This window comes from Heterorhizobium halophytocola (genome assembly GCF_017873095.1).
In the GTDB taxonomy this organism is placed as follows: domain Bacteria; phylum Pseudomonadota; class Alphaproteobacteria; order Rhizobiales; family Rhizobiaceae; genus Allorhizobium; species Allorhizobium halophytocola.
Window position 1 is genome coordinate 29,481 of the sequence record NZ_JAGGJU010000016.1, and the last position, 16,921, is coordinate 46,401.

15 protein-coding genes are annotated in these 16,921 nt (G+C 65.4%); 7 read left to right on the top strand and 8 right to left on the bottom strand.

All coding sequences use genetic code 11. From position 1 onward, the window contains the following. Positions 1-114: 114 nt before the first annotated feature. Positions 115-879 carry an MOSC domain-containing protein gene (locus J2Z17_RS23275; RefSeq protein WP_209948871.1) on the bottom strand — a complete coding sequence of 255 codons (765 nt, stop codon included), beginning with the start codon at positions 877-879 and terminating at the stop codon, positions 115-117. A 270-nt stretch (positions 880-1,149) separates the two neighbouring features. Between J2Z17_RS23275 and J2Z17_RS23280 the strand changes: the two genes are divergently transcribed. Continuing rightward, positions 1,150-1,650, top strand: coding sequence for a hypothetical protein (locus J2Z17_RS23280; RefSeq protein ID WP_209948873.1), 501 nt, complete (start codon positions 1,150-1,152; stop codon positions 1,648-1,650). A 273-nt stretch (positions 1,651-1,923) separates the two neighbouring features. On the opposite strand, the gene J2Z17_RS23285 is transcribed toward J2Z17_RS23280, so the two are convergent. After that, a complete protein-coding gene (locus J2Z17_RS23285) occupies positions 1,924-2,508 on the bottom strand; it encodes a glutathione binding-like protein (protein ID WP_209948875.1) in 585 nt (194 codons plus the stop codon). A 125-nt stretch (positions 2,509-2,633) separates the two neighbouring features. Here J2Z17_RS23285 and J2Z17_RS23290 point away from each other — a divergent pair, with 125 nt between their 5' ends. Beyond that, positions 2,634-3,017 (top strand): winged helix-turn-helix transcriptional regulator, encoded by a 384-nt coding sequence (locus J2Z17_RS23290; protein WP_209948877.1) that lies wholly within the window; start codon positions 2,634-2,636, stop codon positions 3,015-3,017. Positions 3,018-3,163: 146 nt separating this feature from the next. Here the strand turns inward: J2Z17_RS23290 and J2Z17_RS23295 are convergent, their stop codons facing one another. Both J2Z17_RS23295 and J2Z17_RS23300 read right to left on the bottom strand, forming a co-directional pair. Continuing rightward, positions 3,164-3,502 (bottom strand): hypothetical protein, encoded by a 339-nt coding sequence (locus J2Z17_RS23295; RefSeq protein ID WP_209948879.1) that lies wholly within the window; start codon positions 3,500-3,502, stop codon positions 3,164-3,166. Positions 3,503-3,656: 154 nt separating this feature from the next. Beyond that, positions 3,657-4,193 carry a GNAT family N-acetyltransferase gene (locus J2Z17_RS23300; RefSeq protein WP_209948881.1) on the bottom strand — a complete coding sequence of 179 codons (537 nt, stop codon included), beginning with the start codon at positions 4,191-4,193 and terminating at the stop codon, positions 3,657-3,659. A gap of 299 nt (positions 4,194-4,492) precedes the next feature. Between J2Z17_RS23300 and J2Z17_RS23305 the strand changes: the two genes are divergently transcribed. Beyond that, the gene (locus J2Z17_RS23305; protein ID WP_209948883.1) at positions 4,493-7,831 is read left to right on the top strand and encodes a sensor domain-containing protein; all 3,339 of its coding nucleotides are present in this window, start codon (positions 4,493-4,495) and stop codon (positions 7,829-7,831) included. Positions 7,832-8,172: 341 nt separating this feature from the next. Here the strand turns inward: J2Z17_RS23305 and J2Z17_RS23310 are convergent, their stop codons facing one another. Then, positions 8,173-8,778, bottom strand: coding sequence for a TetR/AcrR family transcriptional regulator (locus J2Z17_RS23310; RefSeq protein ID WP_209948885.1), 606 nt, complete (start codon positions 8,776-8,778; stop codon positions 8,173-8,175). A gap of 315 nt (positions 8,779-9,093) precedes the next feature. On the opposite strand from J2Z17_RS23310, the gene J2Z17_RS23315 reads away from it, so the two are divergent. Then, positions 9,094-9,870: an alpha/beta fold hydrolase gene (locus J2Z17_RS23315; protein WP_209948887.1), complete on the top strand. Its 777-nt coding sequence runs from the start codon at positions 9,094-9,096 to the stop codon at positions 9,868-9,870. A 215-nt stretch (positions 9,871-10,085) separates the two neighbouring features. Here J2Z17_RS23315 and J2Z17_RS23320 read toward each other — a convergent pair whose 3' ends face one another. Beyond that, complete coding sequence (locus tag J2Z17_RS23320; protein ID WP_209948889.1) at positions 10,086-11,048, bottom strand: quinone oxidoreductase family protein; 963 nt, start codon at positions 11,046-11,048, stop codon at positions 10,086-10,088. A gap of 160 nt (positions 11,049-11,208) precedes the next feature. Here J2Z17_RS23320 and J2Z17_RS23325 point away from each other — a divergent pair, with 160 nt between their 5' ends. Further along, the gene (locus J2Z17_RS23325; RefSeq protein ID WP_245224310.1) at positions 11,209-12,153 is read left to right on the top strand and encodes an AraC family transcriptional regulator; all 945 of its coding nucleotides are present in this window, start codon (positions 11,209-11,211) and stop codon (positions 12,151-12,153) included. A gap of 130 nt (positions 12,154-12,283) precedes the next feature. Here J2Z17_RS23325 and J2Z17_RS25560 read toward each other — a convergent pair whose 3' ends face one another. Further along, positions 12,284-13,951, bottom strand: a complete 1,668-nt coding sequence (locus J2Z17_RS25560) for a sensor histidine kinase (protein WP_209948893.1) — start codon at positions 13,949-13,951, stop codon at positions 12,284-12,286. Between the two features lie 382 nt (positions 13,952-14,333). On the opposite strand from J2Z17_RS25560, the gene J2Z17_RS23335 reads away from it, so the two are divergent. Further along, a complete protein-coding gene (locus J2Z17_RS23335; protein ID WP_209948895.1) occupies positions 14,334-14,921 on the top strand; it encodes a hypothetical protein in 588 nt (195 codons plus the stop codon). A 40-nt stretch (positions 14,922-14,961) separates the two neighbouring features. On the opposite strand, the gene J2Z17_RS23340 is transcribed toward J2Z17_RS23335, so the two are convergent. Beyond that, complete coding sequence (locus J2Z17_RS23340; RefSeq protein WP_245224311.1) at positions 14,962-15,918, bottom strand: YihY/virulence factor BrkB family protein; 957 nt, start codon at positions 15,916-15,918, stop codon at positions 14,962-14,964. 254 nt (positions 15,919-16,172) lie between these two features. On the opposite strand from J2Z17_RS23340, the gene J2Z17_RS23345 reads away from it, so the two are divergent. Beyond that, positions 16,173-16,880, top strand: coding sequence for a regulator of G-protein signaling domain-containing protein (locus J2Z17_RS23345; protein ID WP_209948900.1), 708 nt, complete (start codon positions 16,173-16,175; stop codon positions 16,878-16,880). The last annotated feature ends 41 nt before the right edge of the window (positions 16,881-16,921 follow it).

The following is a 16,921-nucleotide window of genomic DNA, read 5'->3' on the forward strand; positions in this document are numbered from 1 at the left end:
CAAGGGGGAGGGCTTAGCCCGGTCGCGGCCGGTGCAGGCAGGGACCGGGAGGCGGCTTCATGGCGCGCGGGCGGCGTCGCGGGCGGCATGGGGGAAAGCCCATGCCCCCGTGGCTTAGGCCGTCAGCATCGACGCTGCCAGCTGCGTCACCCGGTCGCCGACCGCAATCTCGCCGGGCTCGGACACCCGCGCATAGGCGCCGAAATTGCGCTTGTTGTGGCGCAGGATATTGCGCAGCACATTGGGCTCCTCGCCGATCTCCGGCTGGGCAACCAGCGTCATGCCGCAGCGCTTGGTCGGTTCGGTCACCGTCACCTGCATCGCGCCGAGCCTCAGATCCTTACCGATCCAGGCGTTTTCGACGAATTCGCCCTCGCCTTGCGTTTCGATCAGCACCGAGGGGCGGAAGCGGCGGGCGTCGAGTTCGGCAAAGGCGCCGATCGCCGCCAGATGGGCGAGCGAGGTGGTGGTCACCAGATGCAGGTGTTCCGGCGTGTAGCGGTTGGAAATCACCGGAAAGCGGTAGTCGGCATGGTCCTCCATGCCGCCATAGGCGCCGACGGCGACGGGAAAGCCGAAATAGCCGGTCAGCCGCTGCTGCAGGGTGGAATCGTCGAGCCAGAACGGGCCTTCATCGGGAAACCAGATCTGCGGCAGGGTCTCCTCGCCAAGCGTGGCGGACAGAAAGAGCGCCGGGCGCCAGCGCGGCTCCTGCTCGGGCGCCGCCGAAAGGCCCGTGCGCTGGTCGAACAGGCCGAAACGCCGGTCGCCGGCAATGCCGGCCGGGCTGACCGAGATCGTCTCGCAGCGCTCGCCGGCAAGCGAGCTTACCGGATAGCGCCAGACCTCGAGAACCTTGCCGATCCCGTCCAATTGCATGTCCCATCCAGCATCCACGAAAACAGCCCTCGTTCATCTGCAGTCTATCCCCGGTCTCGGCGCCGGCAAGGGGAAAAGCGGCGGATGGCCGATGGGTTCCATGGCGCCGACGCACGCGGCCGGGCCGACCGGCCGGATCCGCCGCGATGTCGGCCGGCGGATCGGCGGGGAAAAGCAAGCATAGAGTGAACAAGCCGCTTCGAATTCACTCTGCGCTTGAATTAGCAGAAACCTGATGCCAAGCTGCGGTTCAGCCAGCCGGAGGATGCCATGCGTGCCTTGTCGATGACTGCAGTCCTGCTCGTGAGCGCCGCGCCGATCGCCGCGGCGCCGGCCGACGACCGGGAGACGAAATCCGGGCATCGGGCCTGTGGCGATGCGATCGCCTGCCGGATGATGACCGAACCGCAGCGCCCGCCAACGGCCAACCCGGGCAACCCCGGCAAGGCGGCGCGGCTCAGCCTGGCCGCCGTGCTCGACACCGCGCAGGGGCAGCGCCGGGCGCCCGGGTCGACAAGCGCCAGGGGCACGAAAAACCCGGAAGCGCGCCATATCTGCGACGACGCGGCGTCCGGGCCGTTCAACCCGGAGACGGCGGCCATCACCATGGCGCGGTCGATCCCGGTCACCCGGCAGTTTTCGGCCATGGCGAGCCTCGCGCTGATCCGGGTCGGCGTCGGCGGCACGCCATGCGGGCATGACCGGCAGCAGAGAGCGTCGCCGCCGCTCCTGTCCTTCGCACCCGATACCGGCGGACGCGGCCCGCGCTGACATGGCGCCACGCCGGCCTTGGCGCACCCGATACCGGCGGACGAGGCCCGCCCTGACATGGCGCCACGCCGGCCCTGGCGCACCCGATACCGGCAGACGCGGCCCGCGCTGACATGGCGCCACGCCGGCCCTGGCGCACCGGGTCTGACGGTCAATCCCTCGGGGGCCGCGCCGCATGGGAAAGGCCTCGTTCGGACCCGATATTCGGACCCTATATTCGGGCCCGCTTTTCAGGTCAGCCCGTCACGCCCGCCTGTCAGGCGTGCCGGGCGATCAGCCGAGGCCTTCTTCGGCCAGCGCCCGGATCACCGAGGGCCGCGCCTTCAGGCGGTCGAAGCAGGCCTGCAGCGGGGCCGGAAGGTCGACGCCGCTCTTCGGCGCCACCATCAGCACCCAGAACAGATAGCAGTCGGCAATGGTCATCTCGTCGCCGACGAGGAAGGGCCTGTCGCCCATCTGCTCGGCGAGGATGGCGAAATGGCGCGCAAGCTTTTCCCGCGCCCGCGCCTTTTCCAGCTCCGGGAAATCCCGGAAGAACGGCTGGTAGGCGCCGTGGATTTCGGACGCCATGAAGGCCAAAGCCTCCAGTGCCCGCCAGCGCGCAAGGCCGTGTGCCGGCAGGAGCTTGCCGCTGGTCTCGGCGATATAGTGCAGGATCACCGGATTTTCGGTAAGGACCGCACCGTCGTCCAGTTCGAGCGCCGGGATATAGCCCTTCGGATTGAGCGCCAGGAAGTCGCGACCGTCGGTGGTGCGCTTGTCCCGGTCGATGCTGACGCGCTGATAGGCAAGTCCGGTCTCGATCAGCGCGATGTGGTCGGCGAGGCTGCAGGCGGCGGGATAATAGAAGAATTTCATCGTGGTCTTCCTGTTGCGATCCCGGTGCGACGGTACACGGCCGCGACCAGGTCTCTGTTGTTGACCACGGCCATTTATGAGACCAAAATCGCAGCGTCAAAAGCATATTTTCAGGAGCAGGTCAGATGGATGTGACCGCCACGCATAGCGAAGCGGCCTGCAGGGGCGTCAGCGAGATCCTCAGCCGGGTCGGCGACAAGTGGACGATCCAGGTGGTGGTGGCGCTGCGTTCGGGCAGCCGCCGCTTCAACGGGTTGAAGCGCGAGGTCAACGGCATTTCGCAGCAGATGCTGACCCGCACGCTGAAGACGCTGGAGCGCGACGGCATGGTGGAGCGCGCCGTGCGCGACACCACCCCGCCGCAGGTCGAATACACCCTGACGCCGCTTGGCCATTCGCTGTCGGACACCGCCCGCCAGCTGGCGCAATGGGCAACCCAGCATCGCGACAGGATCGCGGAAAACCGCGAGCGCTACGACAGCCGCCGGATGGCGGAAGACGAGGGCTGACTTGCGCCCCTGCCGCCGGACCTGCCTTGGCGAGGATGGCGGGCGGATCGGCAATCTCTCTCTCGGGTCTGCACGGTCGTCGGGATCGGCGGGCTCGAGCAGATGCGCGCGTGCTGCCGGCGCGCGGGGCGAGTGAGAGGATATCGTCACCAGGTTTCCGGCCGAGCGATTGCGGCACCGGCGCCGACCGCGCCGACCAGCCGGAGGATCGCCTGCGGCAGCTGCGGTGCGAAGGCCCCGGGCAGGACGATGCGTCCGCCCGCGCAACAGCTGCCGGTCGCCGGGCGCGGTGTCGGCGTGACGGTCGCGGCGGCGGCAACCCGCCGCGCGGTGCGCAGAGGCGCGGCCGCGACACTCTCCAGACGTGCGATGGCGGGGTCGGCAGGCGCGATCAGCTTCAGCCGGTCCCCGGGCGAGATGCCGGCGGTGCAGAGGCGGCGCACCCCACCGGCAAGGGTGCGTGCCGCATCCGGTGTGCCCGCCATGCGCATCCGGTCGATCCCGGTCGGGATCCCCTCCCCGGAACCTCAAGTCCGGTCTCGACAGGGCGGCGCGCCGGATCAGCCCCGGGCACCCGCTCCGGGCGGCGTTCTCGTCAAGCCCGAAGACCATCGGATCGCGCCGAACGCGTCCGGCCCTTCAGCGGATCCTCGCCTGCCATTCCGAGCGTGTCAGCTGGTACCAGACGTCCCTGTGATCGGTGCCGGGAAAATCGGCGGACTGGAAAGGCACCGTGCGTATAGGGGTCATCCCGATCTTTTCCATGACCCGGCGCGACCCGAGATTGGTCTCCATGGTGCAGGCCACGATTTTCTCTATGCCGGTGCTGTGGAACCCCAGGTCCACCAGTGCCGATGCGGCCTCGGATGCATAGCCTTTGCCCCAGGCATCCCGGCGCAGCCTGTATCCGATTTCGGCCACCTCGTCCCTCTCGACGGACAGGCAGAACCAGCCCACGAATGTGTCGTCGTCGCGCCGCCTGGCCGTCCAGACATCGGGCTCGGTGCCCCTTGGCATCAGGAAGGTCACCTTTTCCGGGTCCGTGGTCGCGTGATCGACCGCGCCGCCATGGAGAAAGCGCATCACCTGCGGATCCAGCTCCAACGCGAGAAAGTCGCCCCGGTCTGCCGGAGTACAGGATCGAAGCCTGAGCCTTGCCGTCTGCAGCACCGTCATGCAATCCCACCTCCATGGTCCCCTTGCAGACAGACTATCGCAGTAATGCCGGTTCTCAATGTCTGCTTCCGGCACAAAGCATCCCCAGCCTGGCCAGATCTTTCAGGCTCTGCGGCCATCTCTGCCGCAAATCCGACCAACTTGCCCGAATCCAAACCTTTTCCTTAACAAGGTAGTAAACTTTTTATCGCCATAACTTATGCAGATCTGCGTCATTCCCTGCAGTCTGTATTTAAGTGGTTTTTGCCGGCCAGGCCGGTGTCGGGCTCTTGTCGCTCCAGTGTTGCGGTAAAATCGGTATGTCGGAAATTTTTGTCGAAGCGCCTGCCCTTCCCTCGGAACTGAGGGCGCTCAATCAGATTTTTGGGATCTTGCGCTACGATCCGGATGGCCGGATCATCGGCGCCAATCCGCTGTTTACCCGCCTGATCGGCTATGAGCTCGACAGCCTGATCGGGCAGGACACGTCGATGTTCATTTCCAGCACCTATCACCGCAACCAGCGCGGCGCGCTGTGGGCGGCGGTGCTGGCCGGCGAGGCGCAGACCGACCTGGTGCTGTGGGTTGCCAGGAACGGCCGCGAACTCTGGCTGCGGTCGCGCTATGTGCCGATCACCACCGAGGACGGGACGATCTCGGAAGTCGTCCAGATCGTCTCGGACGCGACGCATGAGCAGTTGCGCGAGGCCGACGAGCAGGGCCAGATCGCCGCGATCAACAAGAGCCAGGCCGTCATCCATTTCGCCCTCGACGGCACGATCCTCGACGCCAACCAGCAATTTCTCGACGCCATGGGCTATCCGCTCGACGAGATCGCCGGCCGGCATCACGCCATCTTCGTCGACGAAGCCTATCGGCTGAGCCCGGACTATGCCGCCTTCTGGCAGGCGCTGGCCAATGGCGAGCACAAGTCGGGCGAATATCGCCGCATCCGCCGGGACGGGTCCGATGTCTGGCTGCAGGCGGTCTACAGCCCGATCTTCGACCATGCCGGACGTCCGTTCAAGGTGGTCAAATATGCCACCGACGTGACGGCGGAAAAGCTGCGCCAGGCCGATTACGAATGGCAGATCAGCGCGATCCACAAGTCCAACTGCGTCGTCACCTTCGACATGTATGGCACGATCATCGACGCCAACGACAAGTTTCTCGAGGCCAGCGGCTACGGCATCGACGAGATCCGCGGCTGCCACCACAAGATGTTCGTCGATCCGGCCCATGCGCATGGGGCACAATATGCGCAGTTCTGGCAGGATCTGGCCGCCGGCCGGCATCGCTCCGGCCTCTACAAGCGCTACGGCAAGGACGGCCGCGAGATCTGGCTGCGGGCGACCTACAACCCGATCTTCGACATCAACGGCAAACCGGTGAAGGTGGTCAAGTTCGCCGCCATCGTCACCACCGAGCGCCAGCTGCAGGCCGAATACCAGGGCCAGATCGCGGCGATCCACAATGCCCATTGCGTGATCTCGTTTGACCTCGACGGCACGGTGATCGACGCCAACGAGAATTTCCTCGCCGCCACCGGCTACCGTTTCGGCGAGGTGCGCGGCCGGCATCACCGGATGTTCGTCGACGATGCCTATGGATTGAGCGCCGAATACCAGCAGTTCTGGGCGGATCTGGCAGCCGGCAAGCACAAGGCGGGCGAATACCGGCGACTGGCCAAGGACGGCAGCGAGATCTGGCTGCAGGCGACCTATAACCCGATCTTCGACCTCAACGGCCGGCCGTTCAAGATCGTCAAATATGCCAGCGACATCACCGCCGACAAGCTGGCCCAGGCCCATTACCGCGGCCAGATCGACGCCATCCACAAGAGCCAGGCCGTCGTCACCTTCAATCTCGACGGCACGATCACCGAGGCCAACCAGAATTTTCTCGACATGGTCGGCTACCAGCTTGCCGAACTGCAGGGCAAGCACCACGCGATGCTGGTCGAGCGCGATGTCGCGGCGTCGCAGGACTATCACGACTTCTGGCAGGCGCTGCGCGACGGCCGCCACCATTCCGGCATGTACAAGCGGATCGGCAAGGACGGACGCGAGGTCTGGCTGCAGGCCTCCTACAGCCCGATCCTCGACCTAAACGGTCGCCCGGTGCAGGTGATCAAATATGCCAGCGACGTCAGCGCCAATGTCGAACTGGCCCAGGCCTTCGACGACGCCAAGCGCCAGGCGCATCACGACGCCGCCACCTCGCTGCCGAACCGGGTCAAGCTGTCGAGCTTCATGGACGGCGCCCTGGCGGGTCCCGGCGCCTCGCTGACCGTGTTTTATGTCGACCTCGACCGGTTCAAGCCGATCAACGATACCTTCGGCCATCATGTCGGCGACCGGGTGCTGGGCGAGATCGCCGACCGGCTGCGCCGCACCCTGCGCGACGACCAGATGGTCGCCCGCGTCGGCGGCGACGAATTCGTCATTGCCGCACCCGCCATGCCGGCCGAGGCGATCGACCGCTTCTGCAAGCGGCTGTTCGACAGCATCAGCCTGCCGATCCGCCACGAGAGCGGCGACATCACCGTCAGCATGTCGATGGGGATTGCCATCTCGCCGGCCGACGGCACGACGCCGGACGAATTGCTGCGGTCTGCCGACGCCGCCCTCTACCGGTCGAAGGAAAGCGGCCGCGGGCAGTATCATTTCTACGCCACCGAGATGAACGACCGGATCATGGCGCAGCGCAAGATGACCGAGGACCTGCGCCACGGCCTGGCGGCCGGCGACTTCTACCTCGAATACCAGCCGCGCTTCGACACGAGGATGCGGCGCATCCGCAGCCTGGAGGCGCTGGTGCGCTGGGCGCATCCGGAAAGCGGCCGCGTCAGCCCGGCGGAATTCATTCCGCTGGCCGAACAGAACGGCCTGATCGTGCCGCTCGGCGACTGGATCCTGCGCACCGCCTGCCAGGCGGCGACCGCCTGGGACGGCATCGGTGTCTCGGTCAATGTCTCGCCGGTGCAGTTCCGCGACGGCAATCTGGTCGACAAGGTGCGCGAGGCGCTGCAAAGCTCCGGCCTGCCGGGCCACCTGCTCGAACTGGAGATCACCGAGGGCGTGCTGCTGGAGGATGCCGAACGGGCGATCCAGGTGCTGGCCGAACTGAAAACGCTCGGCATCAAGCTTGCCATGGACGATTTCGGCACCGGCTATTCGTCGCTCAGCTATCTGCGCAATTTCCCCTTCGACGTGATCAAGATCGACCGCTCCTTCATCATGGATCTCGACACGCGGGAGAATGCCCGCGCCATCGTCCAGGCGATCCTCGGCCTCGGCAAGGCGCTCGGCCTGTCGGTCACCGCCGAGGGCGTCGAGACCAACGAACAGCTGGCGGTGCTGACCATGGACCAGTGCACCGAGGTGCAGGGCTTCCTGCTGGCAAGACCGCTGAAGCTGGACAAGGTAATGGAACTGCTGGCCGAACTGGCCGATATCGGCGTCATTGCCGGCGAACCGGCCGGCGAAGCCAATGCGGATGAGGACGGGGACGGCGATGCCGACCCGAACACCGCCGCCGACGCACAAGCCACCATCCTGTCCTTTGCCGACAAGCTCCGCGACGCCGAAGACGGCGGGGAACCGGAGGACGCCGCATTGAAGGCAAGCAATGCCCGCGGCGAACTCGCGGCCGAATAACAGAACCAACCGGCAGCGGGCGCTTCGGCGCCCGTGCTTCTCGCCCGGACGGCCCGGCTTTGGCGACTGCGGCCGGAAGGCATTGCCCGGAACGCGGCGCGGCCAGCGTGCCGTCCTCCCCGCTTCGTGCCCTCCCGGGATCGCGCACGGCGCGAAAGCCACGTCGCCCTAAAACCACCGGCAAAACCGGCTCGCCTCGATCGCGGGCCAGCGATCGGATGCGCGGGGCATGGAACGCGCGGATGATGCAGCCCGTTGCGCGGCCCCCTGTGTCGCGGGCCCCTTTGTCGCGGTCGAGGGCCTGCGGTGGGGATGGTCGTCCGCGGCAAAGGCATGCCCGATTACGGGCGCAGCGCCTGTCGGGTGGCGCGTTCGGCCTCGTCGATGATCGCGTCGATCGGAGATGGCGGCGGGGTCGAGATCAACTGCAGGGCGATGCCGCGCAACAGGCCGAGCAGGAAGACGCCCATGGCCTGAGGGTCGGCATCCGCCCGCACGGAGCCGTCGCGGATGCCGGCGCTGACCTTGTCGGCGAGTATCCGCCGGAAGCGGGCATCCTGCTCGGCAAACAGCGGCATCAGCACCGGGTCGGTGGCAATTGCCTCCCCCCACATCTGCAGGAAGGCGCGGGTGGCCGGCCTTTGCCGGCCGACATTCTCCAGATAGGCGCGCACGGTCTGCGCCAGCCAGTCTGCGGCGCGCGCGCCGGGATCCGGGAGCGCGAAGATCTGCGCATCGCGCATCACCGCGCGCAGCAGATTTTCCCGGTTGCCGAAATGATGGGTGACGATGCCGCGGCTGTAGCCGGCGGCCTTGCCGACCTCCGCCAGGGTGAGCGCGCGCGACCCGCGCGCCGCAATCAGCGCCGTCGCGGCGGCAATCACCTTGCGTTCGGTCTGCTCGCGCCGCTCTTGCTGCGTGCGGCGCGCGGGAGGCTGGTCAGGCATCGGGGCTATTCAGTCATCGGGTCGACGAACCTCGTCCATCGAAGGTGGCGCTCGCCCCGTCGATACCACGGGCTGCGGAACGCTTGCAAGCAAGCGGGCAGGCCGTTGGCCGACCGGATGCGCGGCAGAACGGGTCGGCGGCCAAGCAGATGTGCCGCCGCGCGGACCGGCGTGCAAGCCAACGGGGGAAACGGGCGCACCGGCAGGCACGCTTTCCGGACCGCGCAGATACGGGGGAAAGCCGCGGCGACACTTGCATTTTTATCCGGCCGTGATACTTGCGTGTCAATCAACAAGTATTTTAGAGGTGAATCCATGCCGCACACGCCCCTTGTCCTCGTCCACGGCAATCCCGAAACAGCGGCCGTCTGGGGCCCGCTGATCGGCGCACTCGGCCGGGCGGACGCCGTTGCCCTGTCGCCGCCCGGCTTCGGCGTCCCCGCCCCGGCCGGCTTCGCGCCGTCGATGCAGGCCTATCTGGACTGGCTTGCGGGCCAGCTGGAACTGTTCGCCACGCCGGTCGACCTGGTCGGGCACGACTGGGGCGGCATCCATGTCGCGCTGCTGGCGATGCACCGTCCGGACCTGATCCGCAGCTGGGCCTCGGACGCGCTCGGCGTCTTTGCGCCCGACTATGCCTGGCATGCGCGGGCCCAAGCCTGGCAGCAGGAGGGCGTCGGCGAAGCCTCGGTGCAGGAGATCTGGGGCGGCGACCTTGAGCAGCGGCTGGCGGTGGCCGCAAGTCTCGGCATGACCGGGCGGATGGCGGAACGGGTGGCGGCCGGCATGGACCCTGAAATGGGCGCGACCGTCCTCAAGCTGCTCCGCGCCTCCCGCCAGCCGGCGATGTCGAATGCCGGACAATCCCTGCAGAGGGCCGCAAGACGCCCGGGCCTTGCCCTTATCGCCCTTGACGATTTCGGCCGCGCCAGCGGCACCGTGGAACAACACCAATGGGCCGCCCGCCAATCCGGCGCGACGATCGCGCCTCTGCAAGGCGTCGGCCACTGGTGGCCGGAGGAGACGCCCGCGCCGGTGGCCGAGGCGCTGACGCGGTTCTGGGCGGGGCTGGAGGCGGAGGAAGGGGTGTAGGCGTGGGGCTCTGGAGGATGCCGCCGGATACGGCGCAATTTCCGCAGCGCAAACGGAAGGTCAGCCAATAACACAACAAACGAAGACGACCCGCCCAACAGCCACCAGGGATCGCTGTTGGGCGGAAGCGGCTATTCTCTAACATTGGAGATGAAGTAGCCTATCGCTGAGATATATAGATTTCTCTCATGCAAGAGCCGCACGCAAGTCGTGTTTCACGGCCGAAGGATCACCCGACCCAACACCGAGTTTTCCTCGATATACCTGTGTGCCGCTGCCGCCTCCTGCAGCGAGAAGGTCCGGTCCAATGCAACAGCCAGCTTGCCGCGCTCCACCTGCCTGAGCATGTCTTCGATATCTCCCCTGGTGCTCGGGGCGGCGAAGCTCGCGCGCAGGCTGACCCCCAACAGGGAAATGTTGTTTGTCATGGCCGGCCAGAGATCGGGCCGCATCGCTGCCTGGCTCGCATTGCCGATCAATAGTATCTGACCGAAAGGTCGTGTGACGGCAATCGATGTGTCCAGCGTCGCGCCCCCGACCGTTTCCAGCACAACCGAGGCCATCCGACCTTCCGTGGATTGTCGAACGAACTCTGCGGTATCCTGCGCATGTCGATCCATCACGTCAGTCGCACCGAGCGCACGCAGATAATCCATCCGCTTCGTCCCCGACTGGATCGCGAGCACCGTCGATCCCTTGCCGGCCGCAAGCTGAATTGCAGCAAGGCCGACACTTCCCGCAGCGCCCTGCACGACAAGCGTGTCTTCTGGACGCAACCGAATGACGCGAAACAATGCGTGGTGCGCTGTTAGAAATGGCACTGGCACTGCCGCTGCCCGTGCCATGTCAAGACCATCTGGCACGCGGAAGCAGGTACGAGCCGGAACCGCACGCAACTCTGCATGCGAGCCACCCACCGCGATCGTCGCCACTCGATCGCCGACGGACCAGTCATGGACGTTCGAGCCGAGTTGGATGATGGCTCCGGCGGCCGCGTATCCGCCGACATGGTCTGAGGACGGAGGTGAAATGGTGTTCCGTGCAAAGAGGTCGCCACCTTCGACTGCGATCGCCTCCACACGGATCACGACGCCGTCCGGCTGACAGACCGGATCGTCGACCGTCTCATAACGCAAGACTTCAGGCGGACCGAATGTATCGTAAACTGCCGCTTTCATGTGCTCTCCATAGGCTTACGTGACCGGGGCCGACAAATTTAGCTTCACAATGGAAAGGTCCTGATGTCTTGTCCCAGCCACTTCATTGCGACAATGTAGAGCCTTACGGAGACCCTCTGAATGCCTCTTTGTCTTGTATTTATGCTGAATCGTCCAAACCATGTGGACTAGCGCGGTCGCTCTCGAGGACGTCCTCTCACTCGTGCTCACGCGCGTGAAACTCGATTCCTTCCTCACTTGCGCCTTCGACGTGGGCGGCAAGTCGGCGATCGTTTTCCCAAGAGCGGAAGCCCTGCGCTTCAAGGTCATCCTCCAAGGTGAGTGCTGGTTGTCGGTGGAGGGCGACGATACGTGCTACCGGCTCAGAGCTGGCGATTGTTTTCTAGTGAGCCATGGCCGCAGCTTCGTTCTCTCGACCCGCAAATCGGACAACCAAACGGTCTACGCCGAGAACTTGATACATAGCCGCAACGAAGATGGCGTCATCGTCCATGAGGGAGGCGGAGACATCCTTTCGATCGGCTCCGTGTTCAAATTTCAGGGCCACTTCTCCAGGCTGATCCTAAAGTCGCTGCCTCCGGTGATCCACCTTCCATCCGATCTTGATCAGGCGGCCGTTCTGAGATGGAGCCTGGAACGTTTTGGCGCAGAGTTTCGCGGGACTGCGGCAGGGCGAGCATTGATGATGGGCAATCTAGCCCCAATCATTCTGCTCCAGACATTGCGGGTCTATGCGCGCCTCACGCCAGCAAAGGAAAGTTGGCTGATAGCCCTATCTCACCCAAAGCTTTCCAAGGCGATTGAAGCAATGCATGCCGATTGCGGACGCAAGTGGACCGTCGCTTCGCTGGCCGCCATATCTGGCATGTCTCGCGCCGGGTTTGCCCAGAACTTCAAGAAATATGTCGGCGCCGCTCCGAAGGAATACTTGCTGTACTGGCGGATGCAGGTCGCCTGTAATTTGCTGGAAAAGGGAGAATTGGCATCCGCAGAAATTGCGCACGAGGTCGGATACGAATCGGAGAGTGCCTTCAGCTCTGCTTTCAAGAAGGTGCTGGGCCTGCGGCCCGGCCGTTACGTTTCGGACCGTACAGGACTTGCATAACCCGTTTTGGAGCAGACATTCGTTCGCACAGGATCGCTTCACTGCTGACTTAAGGGCAAGGACAGAAAACGCCCGGTGACCGGTATTGAGGCCCAGCGCTGCCGTCTCGCCACCCGGGCGCCCCCGCCCCCTACGCCGCGTTCACCAGGGTCGCGACCGGGATGCGGATGGTCCAGGTGATGCCTTCGAGCTTGTAGTCGCAGCGCGCGGTGCCCTGCAGGGTCTGGGCGGTGGCCTGGATCAGGGTGGAGCCGAAGCCCTTTTGCGTCGGTTCGGTCGGCATCGGGCCGCCGCGCTCGGTCCAGGTGATCTCGATCGCCTTGCGGCCGCCCTCGTCGATCTCCTGCCAACGGATGTCGAGATGGCCTTCCGGCACCGACAGCGCGCCGTATTTCATCGCATTGGTGCCGAGTTCATGCACCAGCATGCCGACTTCCTTGACCGCTTCCCGGGCCAGCAGGAAATCCTGGCCCTCGACCGTCAGCCGGTTGCCGGGCTCGATGAAGCTTTCCAGCTGCACGGTGACCAGCGAGGCAAAGCTCGGCGCCGTCTCCTGTTCCGACATCAGCAGTTCGAGCGAGCGGGCAAACGAGCCCATGCGGCCGGTGATGGCGGCGACGAAGGCCTGCTTGTCGTCGCTATGGCGGGCGGTCTGGCGCACCAGTGACTGCGCCACGAGAATGACGTTCTTCGTCCGGTGGGCCATTTCGCGCAGCACCACCTGCAGCCGCTCCTCGGCCTGGTTGCGGTCGAAGGAGGCCTCCGACAGCGAGCGCGACACCTGGTCGATCTCGTGGATGCCGGTGCTGAGCGGCGACACGATCTCGCCGCGCCCGACGCCGCCGGCGCGCTGCGCAATGCCGCGGATCGCCGATTGCAGCTTCCAGCCGACAATCATCGCGCAGAACAGCGACAGCGCGAAAAAGCCGATGCCGGCCAGGATCAGGCTATGCCAGATCGAGCCGATCGAGGCGACGGCCGTGTCGGTCGGGCCCCAGACGACGATCCGCCAGTCGGTCATGCCGACGCGCGAATAGCCCATGGTCTCGGACGGCTCCGACATCGTCTCGGGGCCGTATTGCATCTGCTTGGCCCGCTCCAGCCGGTCGGCCGGGAAGGTGTCGCCGACCGCGGCATCGGTGTTGGAGGCGACGACAGCATTGGCCGCATCGAGCAGCGCATAATGCCAGCCGGGCGGCAGCTGCGGGTCGCCGATCAGCCGTTCGACATCCGAGACGTTCTGGGTGAGGATCAGGTTGACCTCGCCCGGCTTGACGCCCGGCTGTTCCACCGTCTTCATCACATTATAGACGACCTGTCCGCTGGTGCGGCCGAAAAACACGTCGGAGATCACCGGGCGGCCGGTCCTGATCGTCTCGTTCAGCGCCTCCATGTTGGAGGTCTTGCCGAGCGGCCGGCCGAAGGCGACACGGGTGTTGAGCAGCTGCTGGCCTTCGCGGTTGACGATCAGCATGTACCAGCCGCTGCGGGCAAGGGCGGCATTGGCGCGCGCATGGAAACTGGCGAAATCGCCGCTGGCCAGCTCCGGCGAGGTTTCCAGCACCAGCAGCGTGGTGATCATGTCATGCAACTGCCGGTCGACGATGCGGGCAAAGGTGTCGGCCTGCTGCGTGGCGCGCTGGTGCAGCGTGCCGATTTCGGTCTCGCGCAGCTCGCCGACGATCAGCACCGAGAACAGGGCAAGGGGAAGAGTGGTGATCAGGGCAAGCCCGATCATGAACGCCCGCACGCCCACCGATCCGCCACGCCACCAACCGAAAAATGGAATAAAACGCACGCCTCTGGTCCATGCTGATTTGCCGCCGATAGACCCTTATATATCTGGAACGGCTTCGGGAATGTAGTGGCAATTCGGTCGCGCCCGGCCGGGAAATGACTAACAGGTCCCCGCATTGCGCGGCGCGTCCGCCGCCCCTTGGGCGCGCTTTGCCCCCTCATGCGGGCGGACCGGCAAGATGGCCTTGTCCGGCAAGGCGGGCCGGTCCGGGCGTTGCGGCCGGCGGCCCGTCGCCACGCCGGGCTGCTGGTGTCGGAAGGCAACACCTGGCGATCCATTGCCGGTATGGCCGGCCCGACGGTGCCGACGGACCTACCATTTGCCGCCCATGGCCATTACGGTCCGCTCCCGAACGAGACCAATCCCGATAGCGGAAGGAACGATGGCAAAGGTGGCGAAATCTGCAAGACCATCGGCAGCGCCAAACCCGGCTGCGGCCAAGAGCGCGGCGGCGAAACCGGCAACCCGACCGAAGGCCAAGCGGACCGCGGCGGCCAAGGCTGCTGCCGGCCCGTCCGGCGCGCCGGCGCCCGCCTCCTCGGCCTTCGGCCGGCTGAAGGCCCGCCTGTGGAAGGCGCGCAGCCCCGAGCAGAAGCGCCGCGACGTGCGGCAGGCGCTGCTCGACTGCGCCATTTTCGGGCTGCAGACAGTGCTCGGCGTGGGGATCGCGATCGGGGCCAAGCTGATGGCCGGCGAAGGCCAGGGGCTCGTCACCGCCTGGTCGTCGGCCGATATCGGCACCTGGCTGCATCTGGCGACATGGCTCGGGGCCGGCTCGTGGTGGTCGGTGCTGTCGCTTGTCGGCGCCGGCATCACAGCCCTCGGCCTGCTCTGCGTCATCCCGGCCCTGCTGCGGCTGCTGATCGTGGCCACCGCCGGCTTCGAGGCGGCCTTTGTCGCCGTGGTGCTGATCGCCCTCGCCGCCGGCACCTTTTTCTACTACCGCTTCGAAAACCCCTTCGGCCTTTGAGCGGCGGCGCCGTTGGAGGCAGCCGCCCTGCCCGGCCAGCTTACATGATTGCCTCGCCGACCGTGTCGGCGACATAGGCGCCGCGCTGGCCCATCGGCAGCGGTGCACCCGTGGTCGTGTCGATTTCGGTCTGGTGCTCGAGCTCGGCATTGATCTCGGCACCGACCAGCAGCACGATCACCGACAGCCAGACCCAGACCATGAAACCGATCAGCGCGCCGAGCGTGCCATAGGTTGCCTGGTAATTGGCGAAATGGTCGAGATAGAGCGAGTAGCCGGCCGAGACCGCGCACCAGCCGAGACCGGTAAAGACGCTGCCCCAGGAGAGCCATTTGAACTGCGCCGGCTCGCGGCTCGGGCCGAAGCGGTAGAGCATGGCCGAGCCGAGAATGGCAAGGATCGCCAGCAATGGCCAGCGGCCGATCAGGGTCAGGGTGGCGGTCAGGCTGCCAAGCCAGATCGTGCGCAGGATGATCGGCACGGCGGCAATCGCAAAGATCACCACGATCGCGGCGAGGATCGTGCCGAGGGTGAACAGCATGGCCATGCCGTTGAGCCTGAGGATGCCGCGCTGTTCTTTCTCGCCATAGACCGCATTCAGCGCCGAGAAGATCGACAGGATGCCGTTATGCGCCGACCAAAGCGCGAAGATCAGGCTCGCAGCCACCCCGAAGCTCAGCGTCGAGGCCTTCTGGCTTGCCAGCGCCTGCAGCTGGTCGATGAAGATGCCGACGGTATCGGCCGGCAGGAAGGAGGTCACCGCACGGGCATGCTCGACGATCGAGGTCGGATCGGCAAGCAGGCCATAGACGGAGACGAACATGGACAGCGCCGGAAAGATCGCCAGCAGCGCATAATAGGTGACACCCGCGGCAATCAGCGTGATGCGGTCGTCTGAAATCTCGTTCCACACCCGCCACGCGACATCGATCAGGCCATGCGCCGGGATCTCCCCCGGCCGTTCGGCATCGCGCCCGCGCGCAAATTCCAGCTTCATCCATTCCCTCCGGGACATTTTTATCGCTCGGAACGTAAACCGCAGGCCGTGGCAGAGGTTCCCATAAAGGCAAGATTGTGGCGGGCGGCCTGGCCGGCGCCTGGCCGGGGCGCCGGCAAACGGGTCGCGGAGCGAACCTTTTTGCCGCAGAGGCGCACTCAGTCTTACGGGGAACAGCGACCGCGCCCGGCCGGTCCTGTCCCGCAGCCAGGGCCTGCTCAAACGAGCGCCCGCCAGCAAAGGGAAGACTGCGAATGACCAAAAAAATCGACGGCGTCACATATCCCGACGGGGTCATCACGATGCTGCAGAGCAAGACCATAGGCCCGGCGTTCCGCGACTATCTGGATTCCGTCCAGGCGACAGAGAGCTACAAGTTCCTGCAGAACGAGAACGCTTCGATTCCCAACATGCTCTACACCATGTATCTGCATGAGACGGCCCCCTACCATATCAACATCTCCAGCGCCTTGCGCAATAAGGCCAAGGGGCTTGCGGACAAAAGCGACTGGGAGAACAAGGATTGGCCGGGCATCTACAAAGCCGCCATGGTCGCCATCGAGAGCATGATCAAGCAGGATCATATCGACAAGTTCTTCCGTTCCGAACACTTCCACAAGCGGCACGCGGTGCTGAAGCGCGGCATGGCCGCCAGGCTCCACGCCATGCTGAAGGACAGGACGACGAAGCAGGCGGCGACAGTAAATGTGCGGGTCGACAAGAAGCGGCTGATCCTGTGCGGCTACCGGTTCGGCCAGGACCGGAGCCAAGACAGCAAGGCCATCGAGATGACCAAACGCCTGATCGACAGTCATCTGGCCGGCGACGGTGACGCCGCCAAACGGCACCTCGACTTCATCCTTGATATCCAGCCGGACGACAGCCTGATCCCCGAGAGGCTGCCGGAGCTGATCAAGCAGTTCCAGCGTTTCGGCGTGTTGCCGAAAGCCGCTGCGACCTGACGCCCGGCCATTGGCACGGGCCGTGCCAGCGACGACGCGAT